Origin of the sequence: Streptomyces sp. A0592 (assembly GCF_004795115.1) — a bacterium.
GTDB lineage: Bacteria > Actinomycetota > Actinomycetes > Streptomycetales > Streptomycetaceae > Streptomyces > Streptomyces erythrochromogenes.
Window position 1 is genome coordinate 1 of record NZ_SSBM01000070.1, and the last position, 19,237, is coordinate 19,237.

The 19,237-nt window shown below is 72.2% G+C and carries 17 protein-coding genes and 1 pseudogene; 9 read left to right on the plus strand and 9 right to left on the minus strand.

Annotated elements, in window-relative coordinates:
- Positions 1-90: 90 nt before the first annotated feature.
- Complete coding sequence (locus E6U81_RS38430) at positions 91-1,551, minus strand: MFS transporter (protein ID WP_240804267.1); 1,461 nt, start codon at positions 1,549-1,551, stop codon at positions 91-93.
- 114 nt (positions 1,552-1,665) lie between these two features.
- On the opposite strand from E6U81_RS38430, the gene E6U81_RS38435 reads away from it, so the two are divergent.
- Both E6U81_RS38435 and E6U81_RS38440 read left to right on the plus strand, forming a co-directional pair.
- Positions 1,666-2,079, plus strand: coding sequence for a MarR family transcriptional regulator (locus tag E6U81_RS38435; RefSeq protein WP_168714869.1), 414 nt, complete (start codon positions 1,666-1,668; stop codon positions 2,077-2,079).
- A 411-nt stretch (positions 2,080-2,490) separates the two neighbouring features.
- Complete coding sequence (locus E6U81_RS38440; RefSeq protein WP_168714870.1) at positions 2,491-3,714, plus strand: AfsR/SARP family transcriptional regulator; 1,224 nt, start codon at positions 2,491-2,493, stop codon at positions 3,712-3,714.
- Between the two features lie 15 nt (positions 3,715-3,729).
- On the opposite strand, the gene E6U81_RS38445 is transcribed toward E6U81_RS38440, so the two are convergent.
- Positions 3,730-4,353: a TetR family transcriptional regulator gene (locus E6U81_RS38445; protein ID WP_136234630.1), complete on the minus strand. Its 624-nt coding sequence runs from the start codon at positions 4,351-4,353 to the stop codon at positions 3,730-3,732.
- A gap of 217 nt (positions 4,354-4,570) precedes the next feature.
- Between E6U81_RS38445 and E6U81_RS38450 the strand changes: the two genes are divergently transcribed.
- From E6U81_RS38450 to E6U81_RS38460, 3 genes are all read left to right on the plus strand, one after another.
- The gene (locus E6U81_RS38450) at positions 4,571-5,890 is read left to right on the plus strand and encodes a glycosyltransferase family 4 protein (protein WP_136234631.1); all 1,320 of its coding nucleotides are present in this window, start codon (positions 4,571-4,573) and stop codon (positions 5,888-5,890) included.
- A 64-nt stretch (positions 5,891-5,954) separates the two neighbouring features.
- On the plus strand, positions 5,955-6,689 hold the full coding sequence (locus E6U81_RS38455; RefSeq protein ID WP_136234632.1) for a class I SAM-dependent methyltransferase: 735 nt from the start codon (positions 5,955-5,957) through the stop codon (positions 6,687-6,689).
- Positions 6,686-7,768 carry a prenyltransferase gene (locus tag E6U81_RS38460; protein ID WP_136234633.1) on the plus strand — a complete coding sequence of 361 codons (1,083 nt, stop codon included), beginning with the start codon at positions 6,686-6,688 and terminating at the stop codon, positions 7,766-7,768. The genes E6U81_RS38455 and E6U81_RS38460 overlap by 4 nt, the downstream gene beginning before the upstream one ends.
- A 91-nt stretch (positions 7,769-7,859) precedes the next feature.
- Here E6U81_RS38460 and E6U81_RS38465 read toward each other — a convergent pair whose 3' ends face one another.
- A complete protein-coding gene (locus tag E6U81_RS38465; protein WP_136234634.1) occupies positions 7,860-8,162 on the minus strand; it encodes a hypothetical protein in 303 nt (100 codons plus the stop codon).
- Between the two features lie 112 nt (positions 8,163-8,274).
- On the opposite strand from E6U81_RS38465, the gene E6U81_RS38470 reads away from it, so the two are divergent.
- Positions 8,275-8,913, plus strand: coding sequence for a hypothetical protein (locus E6U81_RS38470; RefSeq protein ID WP_136234635.1), 639 nt, complete (start codon positions 8,275-8,277; stop codon positions 8,911-8,913).
- Positions 8,914-8,992: 79 nt separating this feature from the next.
- Complete coding sequence (locus tag E6U81_RS38475) at positions 8,993-9,388, plus strand: hypothetical protein (RefSeq protein WP_136234636.1); 396 nt, start codon at positions 8,993-8,995, stop codon at positions 9,386-9,388.
- Between the two features lie 67 nt (positions 9,389-9,455).
- Here the strand turns inward: E6U81_RS38475 and E6U81_RS38480 are convergent, their stop codons facing one another.
- From E6U81_RS38480 to E6U81_RS38505, 5 genes are all read right to left on the minus strand, one after another.
- Complete coding sequence (locus tag E6U81_RS38480; protein WP_168714871.1) at positions 9,456-12,197, minus strand: PKD domain-containing protein; 2,742 nt, start codon at positions 12,195-12,197, stop codon at positions 9,456-9,458.
- Between the two features lie 182 nt (positions 12,198-12,379).
- Positions 12,380-13,390, minus strand: coding sequence for an LLM class F420-dependent oxidoreductase (locus E6U81_RS38485; RefSeq protein ID WP_136234638.1), 1,011 nt, complete (start codon positions 13,388-13,390; stop codon positions 12,380-12,382).
- A 98-nt stretch (positions 13,391-13,488) separates the two neighbouring features.
- The gene (locus E6U81_RS40350; RefSeq protein WP_168714872.1) at positions 13,489-15,057 is read right to left on the minus strand and encodes a peptidoglycan recognition protein; all 1,569 of its coding nucleotides are present in this window, start codon (positions 15,055-15,057) and stop codon (positions 13,489-13,491) included.
- 163 nt (positions 15,058-15,220) lie between these two features.
- Positions 15,221-16,042: a hypothetical protein gene (locus tag E6U81_RS38500; RefSeq protein WP_136234641.1), complete on the minus strand. Its 822-nt coding sequence runs from the start codon at positions 16,040-16,042 to the stop codon at positions 15,221-15,223.
- A gap of 155 nt (positions 16,043-16,197) precedes the next feature.
- A complete protein-coding gene (locus tag E6U81_RS38505; RefSeq protein ID WP_136234642.1) occupies positions 16,198-17,181 on the minus strand; it encodes an N-acetylmuramoyl-L-alanine amidase in 984 nt (327 codons plus the stop codon).
- A gap of 238 nt (positions 17,182-17,419) precedes the next feature.
- Between E6U81_RS38505 and E6U81_RS38510 the strand changes: the two genes are divergently transcribed.
- The gene (locus E6U81_RS38510) at positions 17,420-18,370 is read left to right on the plus strand and encodes an AraC family transcriptional regulator (RefSeq protein WP_240804268.1); all 951 of its coding nucleotides are present in this window, start codon (positions 17,420-17,422) and stop codon (positions 18,368-18,370) included.
- Positions 18,371-18,536: 166 nt separating this feature from the next.
- A complete protein-coding gene (locus tag E6U81_RS38515; RefSeq protein WP_136234644.1) occupies positions 18,537-19,118 on the plus strand; it encodes an RICIN domain-containing protein in 582 nt (193 codons plus the stop codon).
- Positions 19,119-19,135: 17 nt separating this feature from the next.
- On the opposite strand, the pseudogene E6U81_RS38520 reads toward E6U81_RS38515, so the two are convergent.
- A pseudogene (locus E6U81_RS38520) lies at positions 19,136-19,237 on the minus strand (IS5/IS1182 family transposase); the annotation flags it as partial.

Consider the following 19,237-nt stretch of genomic DNA (forward strand, 5'->3'; position numbering starts at 1 on the left):
GGGGGGGGGGGGGGGGGGGGGGGGGGGGGGGGGGGGGGGGGGGGGGGGGGGGGGGGGGGGGGGGGGGGGGGGGGGGGGGGGGGGGGGCGGTCAGGCCTCGGAGCCCTCCGGGGCGCGGGTCAGCGACCGCAGCGCGAGCGCGATCACGATGGCGACACCGGAGCAGACGGCCAGGGCCAGGAAGCCGTTGGCGACGCCCCCCGTGGTCGCGTCGGCGACCGAGCCGCCGCCGTCGAGCCGGCTGTCGACCGAGGTCGCGAGGATGGTGCCGATGACGGCGATGCCGAGGGCGGCGCCGGTCTCGTTGAAGGTGTTGAGCAGGCCGGAGCCGACGCCCGACTCCTCCACCTTGACGTGCGAGGTGCCGATGCCGAAGAGCGGAACGAAGCAGGCGGGCAGCCCGGCGCCGATCACGGCCAGCGCGACGATGGTGAGCGCGACGCTGTCGGTGCCGGTCGCCAGGATGCCCGTGCCGACCAGCTGGAGGGCGGCTCCGGCGGCGTACATCCCGCCCAGGCCCAGGGCGTTCGCCAGCGGCGGCGCGACCAGCGCGACGACGAGGGCGGCCAGGCCCATGGGGAGCAGGGAGAGTCCGGTGGCGAAGGCGCTCATCTCGTGGACCCGCTGGAAGTACATGCTGGCCAGGAAGGAGCTGCTGATCATCACGCTGGCCACCAGGAGCAGGCCGACGCTGGACAGCCAGTAGGTGGGCTTGCTCAGGAGGTGCAGCGGGAGCAGCGGGTCGGCCTGGCCGATCTCCATGAACGTGACCGCGGCGAGCAGGACGGCGGCGGCGCCGATGCTGATCCAGGCCGTCGGGTCGCCGAACCCCTCGTGCAGCCGGATGAGGCCGAAGGACAGGGCGGCGAGTCCGGCGGTGGACACGATCGCCGACGGCAGCCGCAGCTTGCGGCCGCTGCTGGTGTTGAGGGCGGGCATGCTGCGCAGGGCGCCGAAGCCGGCGGCGATGCTGACCGGGATGTTGATCAGGAAGGCCCAGCGCCAGCTGATCGCCGTGACGATCAGGCCGCCGAGCACCACGCCGATGGTCGCGCCGATCACGCCGAGGCCGCTCCAGGCGGTCAGTGCGATCTTGCGCTGCTCCTCGTCCTGGTAGACCTCCAGGATGATCGACAGGGCGGCCGCGGAGAGCAGTGCGGCGCCGGCGCCCTGTACCGCGCGGCCCGCGACGAGGAGTTCCTGGTTGCCCGCGATGCCGCAGAGCACGGAGGCCACCGCGAAGACGGTGAGGCCGGTGAGGAAGGTGCGGCGGCGTCCGAAGACGTCGGAGACGCGGCCGCCGAAGAGCAGCAGGCTGCCGAGCATCAGGACGTACCCGCTGATCGTCCACTGCAGGGCGGTCTGATCCGCGGGCAGCTGGGCGCCGATCGAGGGAAGGGCCACGTTCACGACCGTCGAGTCCAGCATGACCATCAGCTGGGCGACGCCGACCACCACCAAAGTGGTCCAGGGGGCCTTGCCGGGGGCCGGTGCGGGTGTTCCTGGCGTGTCTTGCTCGGCCGTCTGGGGCGCCAGCGTCTGCTCGGTCACCACTTCTCCTTCGTGTGTGCTAACGATTTATGTGAATGCATCGATCTTGATGCCGCACAGTACATGCATGCGTATGCATCGACAAGAGGAGGCAGTGAACCTACGATGAGCACCGTGACTGAAACAGCTCTCACCGACCGCTGGGTGGCCGTGACCCGCGCCTGTGCGCAGATCAACCAGGCCGCCGAGCGCGTCCTGTCCGAGCGCCACGGCCTGTGTGCCAGCGCCTTCGAGATCATGGACGTGATGGCGCACGCGGATGGCTGGATCCGGGCGGGGGAGCTCAGCTCCCGTGCCTCCCGCAGCCAGCCGCAGGTTTCGCGCCTGCTGGCCCAGATGGTCGGCGCGGGATATGCCGAGCGCAAGCCGTGCGCGAGTGACCGGAGGGGGTTCGATGTCCGGCTCACGCCGTCCGGCCGCGAGCTCTTCTCGCAGTCCGTCGTCACTATGGAAACGGTGCTGCGAGAGGTGGCCGAAAATAGCGCAGAGGTGAGGGACGTTATGGGGCTAACCGTTACTCGCGAGTAGGGTAATCGCCGCCGCCTTTGACCTGTCTGCTAACGTCCCAGGTCAATCGCAGTTCCGAGCCGTCCCGGACATTCGTTCACGGGCGGCGGAGAAGGCTTACCGGGGGGAGGCCACGCGATCGCGCCAACGGGAACGGGCCCGGCATGTGGCCATGCCGGGCCCCGTTTCGAAACTCCCCCACACGAGGCGGAGGCGTTCAGCCGTAAACGGCTGACGATGCCTTCGCCCACGGCAGCTGAATTCGGGGGAGACATGCTCAATCAGACGATGTCGCGAACACTCGGCCGCGTTCCGGCGGCCCGCGGCCCCGTGGCGCCGCAGTCCGGCTCCCGGGGTGCGGGACCGACCGGTGTCCGATCGAATCCGTCCGGCGGGCCCGGGACCCGGCCTGCGGCCCCCGCGGACCCGGGGGTGTCCTTCCGGCTCCTCGGACCGCTGGAGATCACCACCGGGGCCGGACCGCTCCCGCTGCGGGGGATGAACCAGCGCGCCATCCTCGCCTTCCTGCTGCTGCACGCCAACCAGGTGGTCGCCACCGGCGACCTCATGCAGGTCCTCTGGCCGAACGGGGACGCCCCGGCCACCGCGCGCAAGGTGCTGCAGAACACCATCTCGGCGCTGCGCGGCGTACTCGCCCGCGGGGCCGTACCGGCCCACGCCGCCTCACTGGTCAGCCAGGCTCCCGGTTACATGCTGCGGATGGCGCCGGGAGTCCTCGACCTCGAACGCTTCCGGGTCCTCGCGGACCAGGGCCGCGACGCGCTGGCCGCCGGGCAGCCGGAGAGCGCCGCCCGCCTGCTGCGTGCCGCGCTGGGGCTGTGGCGGGGCCGGGCCGCGCAGGAACTCGCCGAATCCGGCGTCGAGTGGCCGCAGCTGGCCGTGGTGGACAGCGCCCGCACCGCGGCGTTCGAGGACTACTGCGACGCGGAGCTGCGCAACGGCCGCCACCACGAGGTGATCGGCGGCCTGGAGGCCGGGGCGGCCGCCGAGCCCTCCCGGGAGCGCTCCTGCCACCTCCTGATGCTCGCCCTCTACCGGGCCGGCCACCAGGCCGAGGCCCTGCGGGCGTACGAGCGGCTCCACCAGCAGCTGGGCAAGGACTTCGGCGTCCAGCCCGGCCGCGAGGTGCGCGACCTGCATCAGGCAATCATCAACCAGGACCCCGCCCTGCTCCCGTCCGACGGCCCGGACCTCGACTTCAGCTCCCAGTCCGACCCCGAACTGGACCTGCTGTTCGCCCTGCTGGCACTGGTGCAGCGCCAGCGGCGCCCGCACGTGGTCACCCTCGCCGGCGGTCCGGGGGGAGGCCAGGGCTGGCTCCTCTCCGAACTGGCGAACACGCTGCGCCAGGACGGCCAGGTCACCGTCTGGCACGTGCGCACCGGTCCGGACGGCGCCGCGCTCGGCGACGACCTGCGCGCCGCCCTGCGCCGCGCCACCCCGTACCGCCCGCTGGTGGTGGTCGCCGAGAACCTGCACGACGTGGGCGGCGGCGTACCGGAATGCGTCGGCGAGGTGATCCGTACGGCGGGCCGCACACCCCTGCTCGTGGTGCTGACCGCCCGAGCCGAACCCGAGAGCCTCTGGCCCGGTTGGAACGCGGCCGTCCCCTGGTCAACCACCATCATGGTCTGACGCCGACGGTCCGGTTCAGGACTTTTCCGGCGACGTCAGGTCGATCAGGCGGCAGACCGTTTCGATGTCGATCTTCACCTGGGCGATCGAGGCGCGGCCCGACAGCCAGGTGATCAGCGCGGAGTGCCAGGTGTGCTCGATGACCCGGACCGCCGACAGCTGTTCCGCCGTCGGCGGGTGCTCCAGGCCCATCGCGTCCAGGATGATCGCCGTGGTCAGGCGGGACACGGTGTCGACCTCGGGGCTCACGCTGCGGTCCGCGAAGGTCAGCGCCCGTACCATCGCGTCGGCCAGCTGCGGCTCCCGCTGGAGGGCGCGGAAGGCCCGCATCAGGGTCTCGGCGACCCGGGCAGCCGGTTCGTCCCCGCCGGGCGGGCGCTTGCGCAGCGTGGTGTGCATGTGCTGGAGCTGGTCCTGCATGGTGGCGACCAGCAGGTGCACCTTGGACGGGAAGTAGCGGTAGAGCGTCCCCAGGGCCACGCCGGCGGCCTCGGCGACCTCGCGCATCTGGACGGCGTCGAATCCGCCCCGGCTGGCCAGCTGGGCACTCGCGTGCAGGATCCGGCGGCGGCGTGCCTCCTGGCGCTCCGTCAGGGGAGGCGACGCCGGTGTGGTGACGGCCTTCACTTCCGCACTCATGTGTCCCGTTCCGTGTCGTTGCGCGGGCTGTCTCCGGGGCTGATCCGCAGCCAGCATCTCAGGCGTCGCGTCGTGGCGCGAATCACCTGCTCCACCTCTTACGGTGTGGTTTCCGGCCGGTAGATTCAATGCTCTTAGACGGATCAAGTCTGAAACTTGTTCTACATTATCCGAGCGGTTACGCTCCGGCGAAAGTGCAGTGAGAAGGGGGCCGAGAGTGACCGCTGAGGCCGTGGCGACGAGCCCTTTCGCGGGTCCCGCCGACGACGGCGAGCGTCCGCTGCGCATCGCCCTCCTCACCTATAAGGGGAACCCGTTCTGCGGCGGTCAGGGCGTCTACGTCCGTCACCTCTCGCGCGAACTGGTCCGCCTCGGGCACTCCGTCGAGGTCATCGGCGCGCAGCCCTACCCGGTCCTCGACACGGGTGCCACACTCACCGAGCTGCCGAGCCTCGACCTGTACCGCAGCCCCGACCCCTTCCGTACGCCGAAGCGCGACGAGTACCGGGACTGGATCGACGCCGTCGAGGTCGCCACGATGTGGACCGGCGGCTTTCCCGAGCCGCTGACGTTCTCGCTGCGCGCCCGCCGCCACCTGCGGGAGCGGGCGGGGGAGTTCGACGTCATCCACGACAACCAGACCCTCGGCTACGGGCTGCTCGGCGACCTCGGCGCGCCGCTGGTGACGACGATCCACCACCCCATCACCGTCGACCGCAGGCTCGACCTCGACGCCGCGCAGGGCCGCGTGAAGCGGGCCTCCGTGCGCCGCTGGTACGCCTTCACCCGCATGCAGGGCCGCGTGGCCCGCAGACTGCCCTCCGTCCTCACCGTCTCCGGGTCCTCCCGGCAGGAGATCGCCGACCACCTCGGCGTCCGGGACGAGCGCATCCACGTCGTGCACATCGGCGCCGACACCGACCTGTGGTCGCCCGACGCGTCGGTGGCCGAGGTGCCCGGCCGCATCGTGACCACCTCCAGCGCCGACGTACCGCTCAAGGGCCTGGTCTTCCTCGTCGAGGCCCTCGCCAAGCTGCGCACCGAGCAGCCCGACGCCCACCTCGTCGTGGTCGGCAAGCGCGCCGAGCAGGGCCCCGTGGCCCGCGCCATCGAGACGTACGGCCTCCAGGACGCCGTCCGCTTCGTCAAGGGCATCACCGACGCCGAGCTCGTCGACCTGGTGCGCAGCGCACAGGTGGCGTGCGTCCCGTCGCTGTACGAGGGCTTCTCGCTCCCGGCCGCCGAGGCCATGGCCACCGGCACCCCGCTCGTGGCCACCACCGGCGGTGCGATCCCCGAGGTCGCCGGCCCCGACGGCGAGACCTGCCTCGCCGTGCCGCCCGGCGACGCCGGCGCGCTGGCCGCCGCGCTGGGCCGGATGCTGGGCGATCCGCAGCTGCGGGCCCGCCTCGGCGCCGCCGGACGCGAACGGGTCCTGACCCGTTTCACCTGGGCCGCCGCCGCCCGGGGGACCGCCGCGCACTACCGTGCCGCGATCGAGCAGTCCCGGGCCGCCCGCAGCCGCCGCGCGCGGTGACCTTCCGCCTCATCCACACCGTCCCCACCCCCGTACACCCCCGCGACTGCGAAGGCAGGACCCCGTGCTGACCGTCGATTTCTCCCGGTTCCCGCTCGCCGCAGGCGATCGCGTACTCGACCTCGGCTGCGGCGCAGGCCGCCACGCCTTCGAGTGCTACCGGAGAGGCGCCCAGGTGGTCGCCGTCGACCGCAACGGCGAGGAGATCCGCGAGGTCGCCAAGTGGTTCGCCGCGATGAAGGAGGCCGGTGAGGCCCCGGCCGGTGCCACTGCCACCGCGATGGAGGGCGACGCCCTGGCCCTGCCCTTCCCCGACGACTCCTTCGACGTCGTCATCATCTCCGAGGTGATGGAGCACATCCACGACGACAAGGGCGTGCTCGCGGAGATGGTCCGCGTGCTCAAGCCGGGCGGGCGCATCGCCATAACGGTCCCGCGCTACGGCCCGGAGAAGGTCTGCTGGGCGCTGTCCGACGCCTACCACGAGGTCGAGGGCGGCCACATCCGCATCTACAAGGCGGACGAGCTGCTCGGCAAGATGCGGGCCGCGGGCCTCAAGCCGTACGGCACGCACCACGCGCACGGGCTGCACTCGCCGTACTGGTGGCTCAAGTGCGCCTTCGGCGTGGACAACGACAAGGCGCTGCCGGTCAAGGCGTACCACAAGCTCCTGGTCTGGGACATCATGAAGAAGCCGCTCGCGACGCGGCTCGCGGAGCAGGCCCTCAACCCGCTCATCGGCAAGAGCTTCGTCGCCTACGCGACCAAGCCCCACCTCCCCGTCGGCGCGGCCCAGTGAGCTCACCCGGGCGTACCGAACACCTCGTCCTGGACGGCGTGCTGACCGCGGAGCAGGCTGCCGAGACGGTCGCGGGCATCCTCGCGGTGCAGCGCGCCGACGGCGCCATCCCGTGGTTCCGCGGTCACCACCTCGACCCGTGGGACCACACCGAGGCGGCGATGGCGCTGGACGCGGCCGGGGAGCACGAGGCCGCCGAGCGGGCGTACGCGTGGCTGGCCCGGCACCAGAACCAGGACGGTTCCTGGTACGCGGCCTACGCCGACCGGCCCGACGGCGTGGACACCGCCGAGCCGCAGGACGCGAGCCGCGAGAGCAACTTCACCGCCTACATAGCCGTCGGCGTCTGGCACCACTACCTGTCGACCGGTGACGACACCTTCCTCGACCGCATGTGGCCGTCCGTCCACTCGGCGGTGGAGTGCGTGCTGTCGCTCCAGCAGCCGGGTGGCGAGGTCGGCTGGAAGCGGGAGGCGGACGGCACGCCGGTCACGGACGCGCTGCTGACCGGGTCGTCCTCCATCCACCAGGCGCTGCGCTGCGCCCTGGCGATCGCCGAGCACCGCGAGGAGCCGCAGCCGGACTGGGAGCTCGCGGCGGGCGCGCTGCGGCACGCGATTCGCCGTCACCCCGAGCGGTTCCTGGACAAGGACCACTACTCGATGGACTGGTACTACCCGGTCCTCGGGGGCGCCCTGACGGGCGAGGAGGCGAGGGCGCGGATCGAGGGGCGCTGGGACGAGTTCGTGGTCCCGGACCTGGGGGTGCGGTGCGTCCTGCCGAACCCGTGGGTGACGGGCGGCGAGTCCTGCGAGCTGGCGATCGCGCTGTGGGCGACGGGGGAGTCGGACCGGGCGCTGGAGATCCTGCGGTCGATCGGTCACCTGCGCGCGGACAACGGCATGTACTGGACGGGGTACGTCTTCCAGGACGACGCGGTGTGGCCGGTGGAGCAGACGACGTGGACGGCCGGGTCGCTGCTGCTGGCCGTCGCGGCGCTGGGCGGGGACGAGGCCACCACCGAGGTGTTCGGCGGGGGTTCGCTCCCGGCCGGGCTGGAGCCGGACTGCTGCGGCTGAACCGGACCTGACGTATGAACGGGGCCCTCCCCGCCGGATGGCGGGGAGGGCCCCGTTCGCGTGCGCGCGGGGCGGGTGGGGCCGCGGGGCGTCAGCGGCGGTAGAGCCATCCGGCGACGGCGTGGCCGACCAGGACATAGACGACGGCGGCCAGGCCGTAGCCGACGACGACCTGGACCCATTCGCGGCTGAAGGTGAACAGGTCGTAGGACCAGCCGGCCAGCCAACTGGCGGCGTCGTGGATGAAGTCGACCAGTTCGTTGCCCTGGTTGGCGTCCAGGAACCAGAGCAGGATCCACAGGACGATCACGAAGGCAAGCACGTCCGCCACCAGAGCGACGGCCCGGCCTGCCTGACTGCTTCCTCGGGTGCGTACTCGCGTGTGTGAGGTCATGCTGCGCGTGTTGCCGCCCGGGCGCGTCGCAAACCCGAACGGGTCCGCCGGGTGGCGGCCCCGCGGGGCCGGGGTGAGGCTGCGGGGGACGCCTGAGTCCCCGGAGGAAACCGTGTCCGTACCCACGACCGTCCGATTCCGTCGCGCCCTCACGGCGGTGGTCCTGTCGACCGCGCTGCTCGCCGGTGCCACCGCCTGCGGCAGCGGCGGCGGCGGTGCCCAGCGGGAGGAGCTGTCCGCCGCCTCGATGGGTGAGCTGGCCGCGCTCGCCGCCGCGGAGCCGGCGGCGGCGGAGGCCGACGAGCGGGCTGCTGTGACGCCTTCGCCGAGCACGTCTGCCGAGAAGCAGAAGTTCGCCAAGTCGCGGTTCGTCGCCAACGCCTCGCTCGCGGCGGGCGCCACGTACCAGTGGATCGTCAAGCCGTACCGCGAGGGTAAGTTCAAGAAGGGTGCGAAGGGCCGGACCTTCGCCCTCATCAAGGCGGGTCTGGCGGGCGCGTTCGCGTACAACCGGCTCAAGGCGGCCGCCGACAACGCCAAGGGCGACCCGCTGCTGTCGAAGGCGGTGGCCCCGCTGACTGCGGGCATCGAGTCCCTGAAGGGCCTCGGCAGCAAGCTGCGCAAGGGTCAGGCGGGCGACGCCGACATCTCGTCCTTCGACGACGTCATCAACAGCGTGAAGGAGGCCGGCAAGAGCGCGGGCGCCGAGGTGACCAACAAGGTCCCGAGCACCTCCCAGCTCGGCGGATAGCCCCGGCCACCGTCGTGCGGCCCCGGGGCCGGGGCGGGCGTCGGCGCCCCTCCGGCTGCGGGGCTGTTTGAATGGGCGGGTGATCGAGTACGTGGTGCTTGCCGGTGGGGTCGTCGGGGTCGGGTGGCTGATGCGCCGCAAGCACCGGGCTCGGGCGGCCGCCGCGCCCGTGCCGGGGATTCCCGGGATGGCGCGGCAGCCGGCCGGAGCGGGCCGTTGGCGGCCGGGGCGGGTGTACGCCGACGGGGGCGCGGCCCGCTGGGTTCCCGAGCGCGGGGAGGCAGTGGAGCTGCCCGGCGGGCGGGCGACCGGATTGCGGGTGCCGTCGGTGAAGGAGGGGATCTCCATCAATCCCGGCTCGCGGATCGTGACCTGCACCTACGACGGCGGCGGGAGCATCGAGATCGCCGTGATGCCGCTGGACGTGCGCGAGCTGCTGGAGGCCCTGCCGCAGGCGGACACGTCCTCGCCGTGAGACGCCGGAGCCCCGGTCACCGCGCCGTGTGCGCGGTGACCGGGGCTCCCTTGTGCCGTGCGGGCGGTCAGCCCCGGGTGAAGTAGCCGAACAGGTCGGTGATCACGTGGTTGGCGCCGCCGTAGCTGTTCCAGACGGTGACGCGGCCGTCCGCCACCGGGCTGGTGACGTGGTTGGGGACGGTCTCGCCGGAACGGGTCTGCAGGCTGCTGGCGTCGGGCCGCACGCCCCCGTGGCCGTAGACGGTGAGGAAGCCCGGGCCGGTGGTGTCGGTGGCGGTCACGTTCAACGCCGCGCCGAGCGCGTTCGCGGGGATCCCGGTGACCGTGGTGGCGTCGCCGGGCGCGAGCTTGCCGGTGGTGCGGGTGTCGGCGAGGCGCTGCGGGACGACGGGGGTGAACAGCGTGGTCCCGTTCGTGCCGTAGTAGCCGACCGCGTCCAGCACCAGGTGGGTGGAGCCGCTGTTGGTGTAGAGGGTGATGGTGCCGTTCGGCCCGACGGGGACGATGGCCTGGTTGGACTTGTCCTTGCCGGGTTCGAGGTTGAGGTTCGAGGTGGCGGGCCGCTTGTCCTGGTACGGGTAGGCGATGACGTGGCTGTTCTCCGTCGCGCCGGTGCCGGTCAGGTTGAGGGCGACGGCGCTGGCGTCGGCGGGGATGCCGTTCACGCCGGCGACCTTCACCGTGCGGGTCTGTCCGCCGCCCAGGGCGCCGCCCGCGGTGCGGGTGTCGACGACGCGGGTCGGGGCGATCGGGGCGAAGCGCTGCCCGGCGTTCGGCTGGTAGTAGCCGACGAAGTCCACGATGAGCGAGGCCTTGCCGGAGTTGAGCTGGGCGGAGATCTTGCCGTCGGCGCCGATGGGCACGGTGACGGTGTTGGAGGAGGTGCCGCCCGCCTTGACGTTGACGTTGGAGGTGGCCGGGCGGGCCTGGCCGGAGGGACGGATGCTGAGGTGGGTGTCCTCGGTGGCCCCGGTGACCGTGACGTTCAGGACGGCCGCGGACGCGCCGGCCGTGTGGTGCGGGCCGGAGCTGTAGTAGTGGACCGGCACGGCGATCGGGGTGGCGGTGCCGCCCTGGACGGGGGTGTTGGTGGTGCGGGTGTCCAGTACCCGGGCCGGGTGGACGGCGACGTAGCCGGCCGGGGTGTAGGCGACCTCCACGCTCCGTTCGGTGGTGGAGGTGGCGCCCTTGACGTCCTTGAGGGTCGTCGTCACCTTGTACGTGCCGGGCTGCTTGTAGGCGTGCCGGACGGGCTCCAGGGCGCTGCGGCTCTCCTGGGTACCGTCACCGAAGTCGACGTCCACACGCTCGACGGGCCACGGCATGGTGGAGGTCTGCGCGTCGGCCTCGACGGACAGCGGGGGCACGAGCGCGTTGGGGGTGTTCGCCTGCGGCAGGACGGGCTGGGCGGTGAAGGCCGCGGTCAGCGGGGTGTTCGCGGTCACCTTGGCCGCGACCTCGGTGGCGTACTGCTTCCGGTCCTTGTTGGACACTGTCACCTTGACCGTGCACGCGCACGGCTTGTCGTAGACGTGCTCGGCGGTGGCGGCCGAGGTGGAGAGCGGGGCGGTGCCGTCGCCGAAGTCGTACGCGTAGGTGAGCCCGGTGAGCCAGCGGCTGTCGGCGGTCGCCTTCACCTTCACCGTGGTGCCGGTCGGCGCCCAGGCCGGTTCGAGCTCCGCCCGGACGCCGACGAGGCCGTCGGTCAGCTCGAAGGCGCCGCGGTCGAGGTGGCCGCCGTCCTTGCCGGTGTTCGGGACGCGGGGGTCGTCGGCGGCCGCCCGACCGTAGTGGTCGGTGAGCAGCACGCCCGGTGCGGTGGCGTCGGCGGAGTCGACCGTGGGGGAGCCGTCCTCCGCGCCGACGCCCTTCGACGTCGGGGTGAGGATGTCGTGCGCGCCCTGGCCGGTTCCGGCGTGGAAGGCCGCCTGGTCCGCATAGGGGGTGTCCGCCCACTTGTAGGGGATCCGGTCGGCGGTGAAGGGGCCGCTGATCAGGTTGTAGTCGGCGCGGGTGCCGGCGGTGGCGGTCTGTGCCACCTCGATGCCGTAGCGCGCGCCGGGGTCTGCGCAGCCGGCTTCGAAGTCGGTGTGGACGACGTTGTTGAACAGGGCCGCGCCGGTGGAGCCGCCGGAGAGCTTGATGCCCGCCTCGCAGTCGCGGCGGATCGTGTTGTTGGTGACGACCAGGCCGGTCGCGTCCCACGCGACGACGGCGGGGTGGACGTAGCCCTGGATCTCGTTGCGGCTGAGGACGACGTCGCGGGCGAACTCGACCCGGACGGACGTCTTCAGCTTGCTGTGCTGGAGGCGGACGTCCGAGCTCCCGCCGTCGATCGTGACGGAGTCGGGGTTGTGGGTGACGGCGAGCCCGCGCAGGCCGACGTCGGTGGAACCGGTCACCCGGACGCCGGACGGGGCGTCAAGTGCGCTGATGTTCACGTGGGAGGCGCCGCTCACGGTCAGGGTCCTGCCCGGCGCCAGCTTGAACTTGAAAGCGTCCTCCTGTTCGGAGACCAGCGTGATCGGCTTGCCGGGCAGGCCGCCCCGGTCGACCACGACGTTCTCGTTGTACGCCCTGCCCGGGGTGATGTGCACGGTCTGTCCCGGCTGCACGGTCCTGGTCGCGGCCGAGATGGTGCAGAAGGGCTGGGCGTCCGAACCGGGGCCGCTGTCCGAGCACCGGGCGAAGGTGTTGTCCACGTAGAGGTGGGTCGCGGGTTCGGCGGCGGCCGCGGTGGCCGGCAGGCCGAGGAGGGAGACGAGCCCTGCGGTCAGCAGGACTGTCGTACGAGTGGGGCGCAGCAAGGCGTTCCTTCGACGAGAGGACGGCGTGTGCCGCGGTGGGCGCGGCGCATCGCGACCGGTGCGCGGCCGGTTCCCCCCGGCGGCGGTCGAGCGCTCGCGGGATCCCCCCGGCGGCAAGGGTCATCATCCACTTTCGGTCAGCCGCTGTCACTTCCGATTGTCGCAATGCCCCGGGGCGCGGCCTAGCCGTTGAGCTCCGCCAGTACGCGCAGGGTGTGCGGGTCGGGGGCCGTCACCAGAAGGTCCGTCACCGGGCCCTTGCGCCACAGCTCCAGTCGCTCCGCGATCCGCTCGCGCGGTCCCACCAGCGAGATCTCGTCGGCGAAGGCGTCCGGGACGGCGAGTACCGCCTCCTCCTTGCGGCCCGCGAGGAAGAGCTCCTGGATGCGGCGGGCCTCCTCCTCGTAGCCCATCCGCGCCATCAGGTCGGCGTGGAAGTTGCGGGCCGCGTGTCCCATGCCGCCGATGTAGAAGCCGAGCATGGCCTTGACCGGGAGCAGTCCTGCGGCGACGTCGTCGCAGACGTGCGCCCGTGCCATCGGCGCGATCATGAAGCCTTCGGAAAGGTCCGCCAGCGAGGCCCGGTAGACGTCGGTGCGGGTCGGCGACCAGTACAGGGGCAGCCAGCCGTCCGCGATCCGGGTGGTCTGGGCGATGTTCTTCGGGCCTTCGGCGCCCAGCAGGAGCGGGAGGCCGGCGCGCAGCGGGTGGGTGATGGGCTTGAGGGGCTTGCCGATCCCGGTTCCGTCCTCGCCGCGGTACGGGTGGCTGTGGAAGCGGCCGTCCAGCGCGACGGGGCCCTCGCGGCGCAGGACCTGGCGGATGACGTCGACGTACTCGCGGGTCGCGGTCAGCGGGCTCGCGGGGAACGGGCGGCCGTACCAGCCCTCGACCACCTGCGGGCCGGACAGGCCCAGGCCCAGCATCATGCGGCCGCCGGAGAGGTGGTCCAGGGTGAGGGCGTGCATGGCGGTGGCGGTCGGTGTGCGGGCGGCCATCTGCGCGATGGCGGTGCCCAGGCGGATCCGCGAGGTGTGCGCGGCGATCCAGGTCAGGGGTGTGAACGCGTCGGAGCCCCAGGCCTCGGCGGTCCACACGGAGTCGTAGCCGAGCCTCTCGGCCTCGGTGGCGAGGTCGAGGTGGGCGGGGTTGGGGCCGCGGCCCCAGTAGCCGAGTGCGAGTCCGAGGCGCATGGGGCGGGTCCCTCCAGCCGAAACTGACGATGCGTCAGGCGACTGTAGGGCAACGGCCCCCCGCCCGGAAGGGCGGGGGGCCGTCGCGCCGGGCCCGGCTACATGCTGAAGTGCGTGTCCGTCAGGCGCGTGGGCGGCGCCGGGACACCCGGGACGTCCGGGACACCCGGGACCTCCGGGACCTCCGGGACCTCCGGGACCTCCGGGACCTCCGCCTCGACGGTGACCGGGAGGCTCGTGGACACCTTGCCGTTCGTGGCGGTCGCCCGGACCTGGACCCGGTGGCTGCCCGTGCTCAGCACGGTGGCGGCGCGCGTGGCGTCACCGGCGACCGTCGCGACCGGCGTACCGTCCACCAGCAGCTCGAACGAGCTCACCAGCGGCGCGGCCGTGCTGGTGGAGAAGTCGACCGCCAGCGGCCCGAGGGTCTTCGCGGTGCCGCCCGGTGCGATGGCCTGCTCGTTCACGGCACCGATCTTCAGCCGGGCCGCGGGACCCGACTTCCGGATCGTGTCCAGCTGCGGGTACAGCTGGTGGCCCGGGCACTCGGTGTTGAAGCCGTCGCGGTGACCGGAGACGGTCTTGAACTCGTACTGCTTTCCGGCGGTGAAGCTGGTGCCGGCGTAGTTCTTCTGCGTGGCACCCGCGGTCAGCGTCGTCGTGCCGTCCATGTCGGCGTCGTACTGGCCCAGCTTGTACGCCGCCATCCTCGCGATGCCTTCGAGCGCCTCGGGCGAGGCCCCCGCGCTCGTGTGGTCGCCGAGGACCGCGACGCTCGTCGACTCCGAGTTGAAGCCGTAGGTGTGGGCGCCCATCACCGGCCGGTCCACGCCGCCCTGACGGCCCTCGAAGAGGGTGCCGCACTTGTCGACGAGGAAGTTGTAGCCGAGGTCGCGCCAGCCGTTGGTCTTCACGTGGTAGACGTGCAGACCGCGGACGATGGCCGCGGAATCCGTGCACTCGTACGGGGCGGAGGCCGCCGTGTGGTGCACGAACAGGGCCTTGATCCTCCCACCGGCGAGGTACAGCGGGCCCTCGTTGTTCAAGGACTCGTCGGCGCCCCACTGGGCGCGCGCGACGACGTCCGGTCGCGGCGCCGTCGACTCCGGCCCGGGGGCCGTCGCGGCGGCGGCCGCCGCGCGGGCGCGTGACGCCGGTGCGGACTTCGCCGCACCGCCGCGCCCGGCCCTGCCCGGGTCCACCAGGTCCAGCTCCAGGCCCGCGGGCAGCGCGGCCGGGCCGCCGCTCACGCGCACCTCGGCGCCGTCGGCGGAACCGACCCATACGGGCTCGGTGGCACCGCGCGCGCCCGGGCGGACGCCGTCGAGGCCGGCCTTGAGCGGCTCCAGCTCGACCCACGGCGTCCACGCCCCGGTCGCGGCGTTGCGGCTGCGGGCCTCGATCTTCCCCCGCACCTCGGCGGAGGCGTCCGTCCAGGACACACCCATGAGCCCGAAGCGCTCGGAGTTCCGCGTGGAGACGGCCGCCTCCATGGCGCCCTTCGGCTCCAGCGCGAGCCGGCGGACCGTGCCCTCCACCGGGCCGTTCGTCGTGGCGGAAGCACTGCTGCCCGCCCGGTCCGGACCGGGTCCGGCGGCCACGGCCGCCCCCGGCAGGCACAGCGCCGTCACGACGCCGAGCGCGGCGGCGAAAGCCGTACCGCGCATGTGACTTGCTATCACGTGTTCCCCCACCCGTTGTGCAACTCATCGGATATGAGTACTGGTCGGGATAGATGCTACTGACACGTACCGGCAGGGCCGCACACGCACGTCGCCCCACCGGAGAACCGGTGGGGCGACGTGGTGGAACGCCGAAGGCGTACGCGGATCAGCCGCGCTGGATGCCCGAGGTGTCGCTCAGGATGCCGCGACGGCCGTCCTGCGTCTGCGCGACCAGGGCGGCCGCGCCGCGCTGCTCGACCGCCAGGTACCAGGTGCCCGGCGCGAGTTCGGCGATCTGCGCGGACGAGCCGTCCTCCGCGAACAGCGGACGGGCCACCGGCACCGCGAACCAGAACGGGCTGAAGTCCGCCGCCGGAGCGGGCGTCGGGGCCGCCTGGTGGCCGGCACCCGAGTCGTGCGGGCCGGGCGCCGGAGTCGGCGTGCCGCCGTACGGGGGGACCGGCTGCGGGGTGGAGCCGTAGGGCTGCTGCCCGCCCGGGTAGCCGTACCCGGGACCCGGCTGCGGCTGGCCGCCGTACGGCTGCGGGGCGGCGGGACGCGCCTCCGGCACCAGCGCACCGGCGAGCGCCGGGACCTTCGCACCGAAGAGGGCGACGCCGGCCAGGGCCATCGTCGCGAGGAAGGCGATGACGGCGCCCGCGCCCAGGTCGAGCGTGCTCGGGCAGGTGATCAGCGCCCACAGTGCGGACCAGGCGGCTGAGACGGCCAGGACCGTGCCCCAGGCCGCCAGCGGAATGCCGAGCACCTTGCGGGTCTCCGGCTGGAAGCGGCCCGCGATCAGCAGACCGGTCGCGATGAACCCGAGCAGGAAGACGCTGGGCAGCACGAGGCGGTAGGCGTCGGTGTCCCACGCGCTCGGCAGGTCGCCACCCGTGGTGGAGTAGAAATCGAAGAACGAGGCGATGAACAGCAGCACCGCTGCTCCGATCACCACGCCGTCGCCTCGAGTGAGGGAGCGGATGTTCACGTCTTAGGTGTCCTTCTCGGTCTCGGTCGTCTCGTGGTGCCGCGGTCGCAGCGCAGATCGTGCCTGCAGCAGGGCGGGCGGCACCATGGTACGGATGTATCCCGCAACCGAGAGGATCGGGGCGGCGGGCCTCCCGGCGGGAGGCCCGAGAGGGACTACCCGCCCAGGAAGCCGACGATGCCGTCCGCGATGCCCTGGGCCGCCTTCTGCCGCCAGTCCGGACTCGTCAGCTGCGCCGCGTCCTTGGCGTCACGCATGTTGCCGCATTCGATGAACACCTTGGGCCGAGTTGACAGGTTCAGTCCGCCCAGATCGTCGCGGACCACCAAGCCGGTTCCGCCGCCCAGGTAGTTGGCGGGCGCCGAGCCGGTGGTGCGGGCGAAGTTCCCGGCGATGCGTTCGCCCAGATCGCGCGAGGGTCCCACGATCTTCGCCGTGTCCGCGGCCCCGCTCTTGACGTTGGCCGGGAGGATGATGTGGAAGCCGCGGTTGCCGGCCGAGACGCCGTCGGCGTGGACGGACACGACCGCGTCGGCGTTCGCCTCGTTGCCGATGCGGGCGCGCTCCGTGATGCACGGCCCCCAGGCGCGGGCGCCCGTCTCGTGGGTGAGGACCACCTTCGCGCCCTGGGCCTCCAGGGCGGTCCGCAGGCGCTTCGACACGTCCATCGTGAACTCCGCCTCCATGTAGCCGGAGTTGGTGGTCGTGCCGGTGGTGTCGCACTCCTTGCGGTTGGTGCCGATGTCGACCTGCTGGTCGATCTCGTCGGTGTGCTTGAAGTTGCCGGTGTTGTGCCCGGGATCCACGACCACGGTCTTGCCGGTCAGCGGGCCCTTGGCGGGGGCCGGTACGGGGGCCGCCGCGGTCGTCGTCGGGCTCGTGCTCGGGGTGGAGCCCGGCTTCGCGTCCCGCTGGCCCGGAGAGACGGACGAGTGCGAGGCGGGATGCGGCGCCGAGCCGGACCGGCTCGCGTCCGGCCCGGCCCCGGACAGGGCCTGGGTCAGGACCCAGCCCGCCAGGCAGGCCGGGGCGAGTGCGGCGATCCCGACCACGAGCGTGGAGCGTCGGGTGAACCAGTGCCGGTCCGGATCGGCCGCGGAGCCGGACTCGGGGGGCGGGGGGCTGTCGTCGTTGCGCACGTCCGCGATGCTAGACCGCTGTCCGCCGGCCTGGCCGGTACTGGGCCGTCCGGGGGCGTGGTGCGCTTATATGAGAGGCCGCTTCCCCCGCTCGCCGGTAGCTTCCAGTTCACCTGCAAGTTACCGGGGGGTTGTGTTCATGTCCGACATCAATGCAGACGGAGCAGACCGGGCAGACGGCGCGGAGGCCGGAGCGGGAGCGGGAGCCGGAGCCGGGGACAGGGGGCGCCGGGGACTCCTGTTCCGGGGCAGGGACGTCGAGGAGCTCAGCGACCTCATACGCGTGAGGTTCGCGCCGCATCGCTTATCGGTCCTCGCCGACCATCCGCTCGAAGGACGATTCCGATGTACCCATGCGGGGGCGGTCGCGATGTACGAGCTGGGGTACGGCTCGGAAGTCGACGTCGTGCCCGAAGCTCCGCTGGACTTCTACAACATCCACATCCCGCTCGCGGGCGGCGGCACCGTGACCGTGAACGGAAAGCCGCTCTCCTCCCCGCTCAGCATCGCGGGACCGGAACAGAAGCTGGGGATGCGCTGGAGCCACGACAGCGTGAACCGGACCCTGATCATCCCGCGGCAGGACATCGACCAGGCCCTCGCCGTCCGGCTCGGAGACCTGCCGAGCAGGCCCCTCGACTTCGAGTCCGTCCTCGACGACCGGACGGCCGCGCTCAAGGCGTGGCTGAGCGTGGTGGAGCACTTCGCCGCCTTCGCGGACTCCGACCTCGCCACCCGTTCCCCGCTGGCGATGCAGCACTTCGAGCAGCTCCTGGTGAACGGCCTGCTGGACGCGCAGCCCCACATGCTCGGTGAAGCCGTGGCGGGCCGGGGGTGCGCCGCCCTGCCGAGCGCCGTACGCCGCGCCGCGGCCTTCTGCGCCGAACACGCCGGCGAGCCCATCTCGGTGGGCGACATGGCGCAGGCCGCCCGCGTCGGCGTCCGGAGCCTGAGGGAGGGCTTCCGCAGGCACATGGACACGACTCCGCTGGCGTACCTGCGCAGTGTGCGGCTGGACCTCGCGCGCCGCGACCTCCTGGCGGACGCCGGGGGCCGGGCCCCGCAGACCGTCACCGACGTGGCGCTGCGCTGGGGCTTCACGCATCTGGGGCGCTTCACCGGGCACTATCGCAAAGCGTATGGAGAGACCCCCTCGCAGACGCTGCGCGGCGTCCGCCCGGCCCACTGAACCCCCGGGGCCGGGTGCGCGCTATCCGGAAACGTGTACGTACCGTGCCGGAAACGGATAGCTGGACCACGTGCGCCGAGGACATCCTGTGGACCTGTCGGCCCGGACCACGGCCGACGGTATGTGCGACGCAGGATTTCACACCAGCAAACGGGGAGATTCTTTCATGCACCTCAAGCGAACCCTTGCCGTCGGCGCGTCCGCCTTCGCCCTGTCCCTCTTCCTCGCACCGGCGTCGGCGTCGGCGCTGGAGGCCGAGACGGGCGGCGGCGGCACGTCGCCGCTCCTGGCCCAGTTCGTCGAGGGGGGCGGAACGGCGGACCTCGCCGTCCAGGCCGCGCCCGCCATCGGCTACATCTACAACCAGAGCGGCAAGTGCCTGGAGATCGAGAACTCGTCCAAGTCCAACGGTGCGCGGGCGCAGCAGTGGGACTGCAAGGGCCAGGGCGGCTCGAAGTGGGGCATGGCCGACGCGGGCGGCGGCACCTACTACCTGGTCAACGCCCACAGCGGCAAGTGCCTGGAGATCGAGAACTCCTCCACCGCCAACGGCGCACGGGCCCAGCAGTGGGACTGCAAGGGCCAGGCCGGTTCGAAGTGGAAGTTCTACGTGGTCCACGGCCAGTCCGCCAAGGTCGTGAACGCCAAGAGCGGCAAGTGCCTGGAGATCGAGAACTCGTCCAAGTCCAACGGTGCGCGGGCCCAGCAGTGGGACTGCAACGGCCAGCTCGGGGCCTACTGGCACTAGGAGTTGTCGTCAAAGTGTCACGCCCACATCAGGAGCGACGCGAGGGTGACGGCTGCTTGGTAGGACTGGGCGGTCTTGTCGTACCTGGTCGCGATGCCGCGCCACTGCTTGAGCCGGTT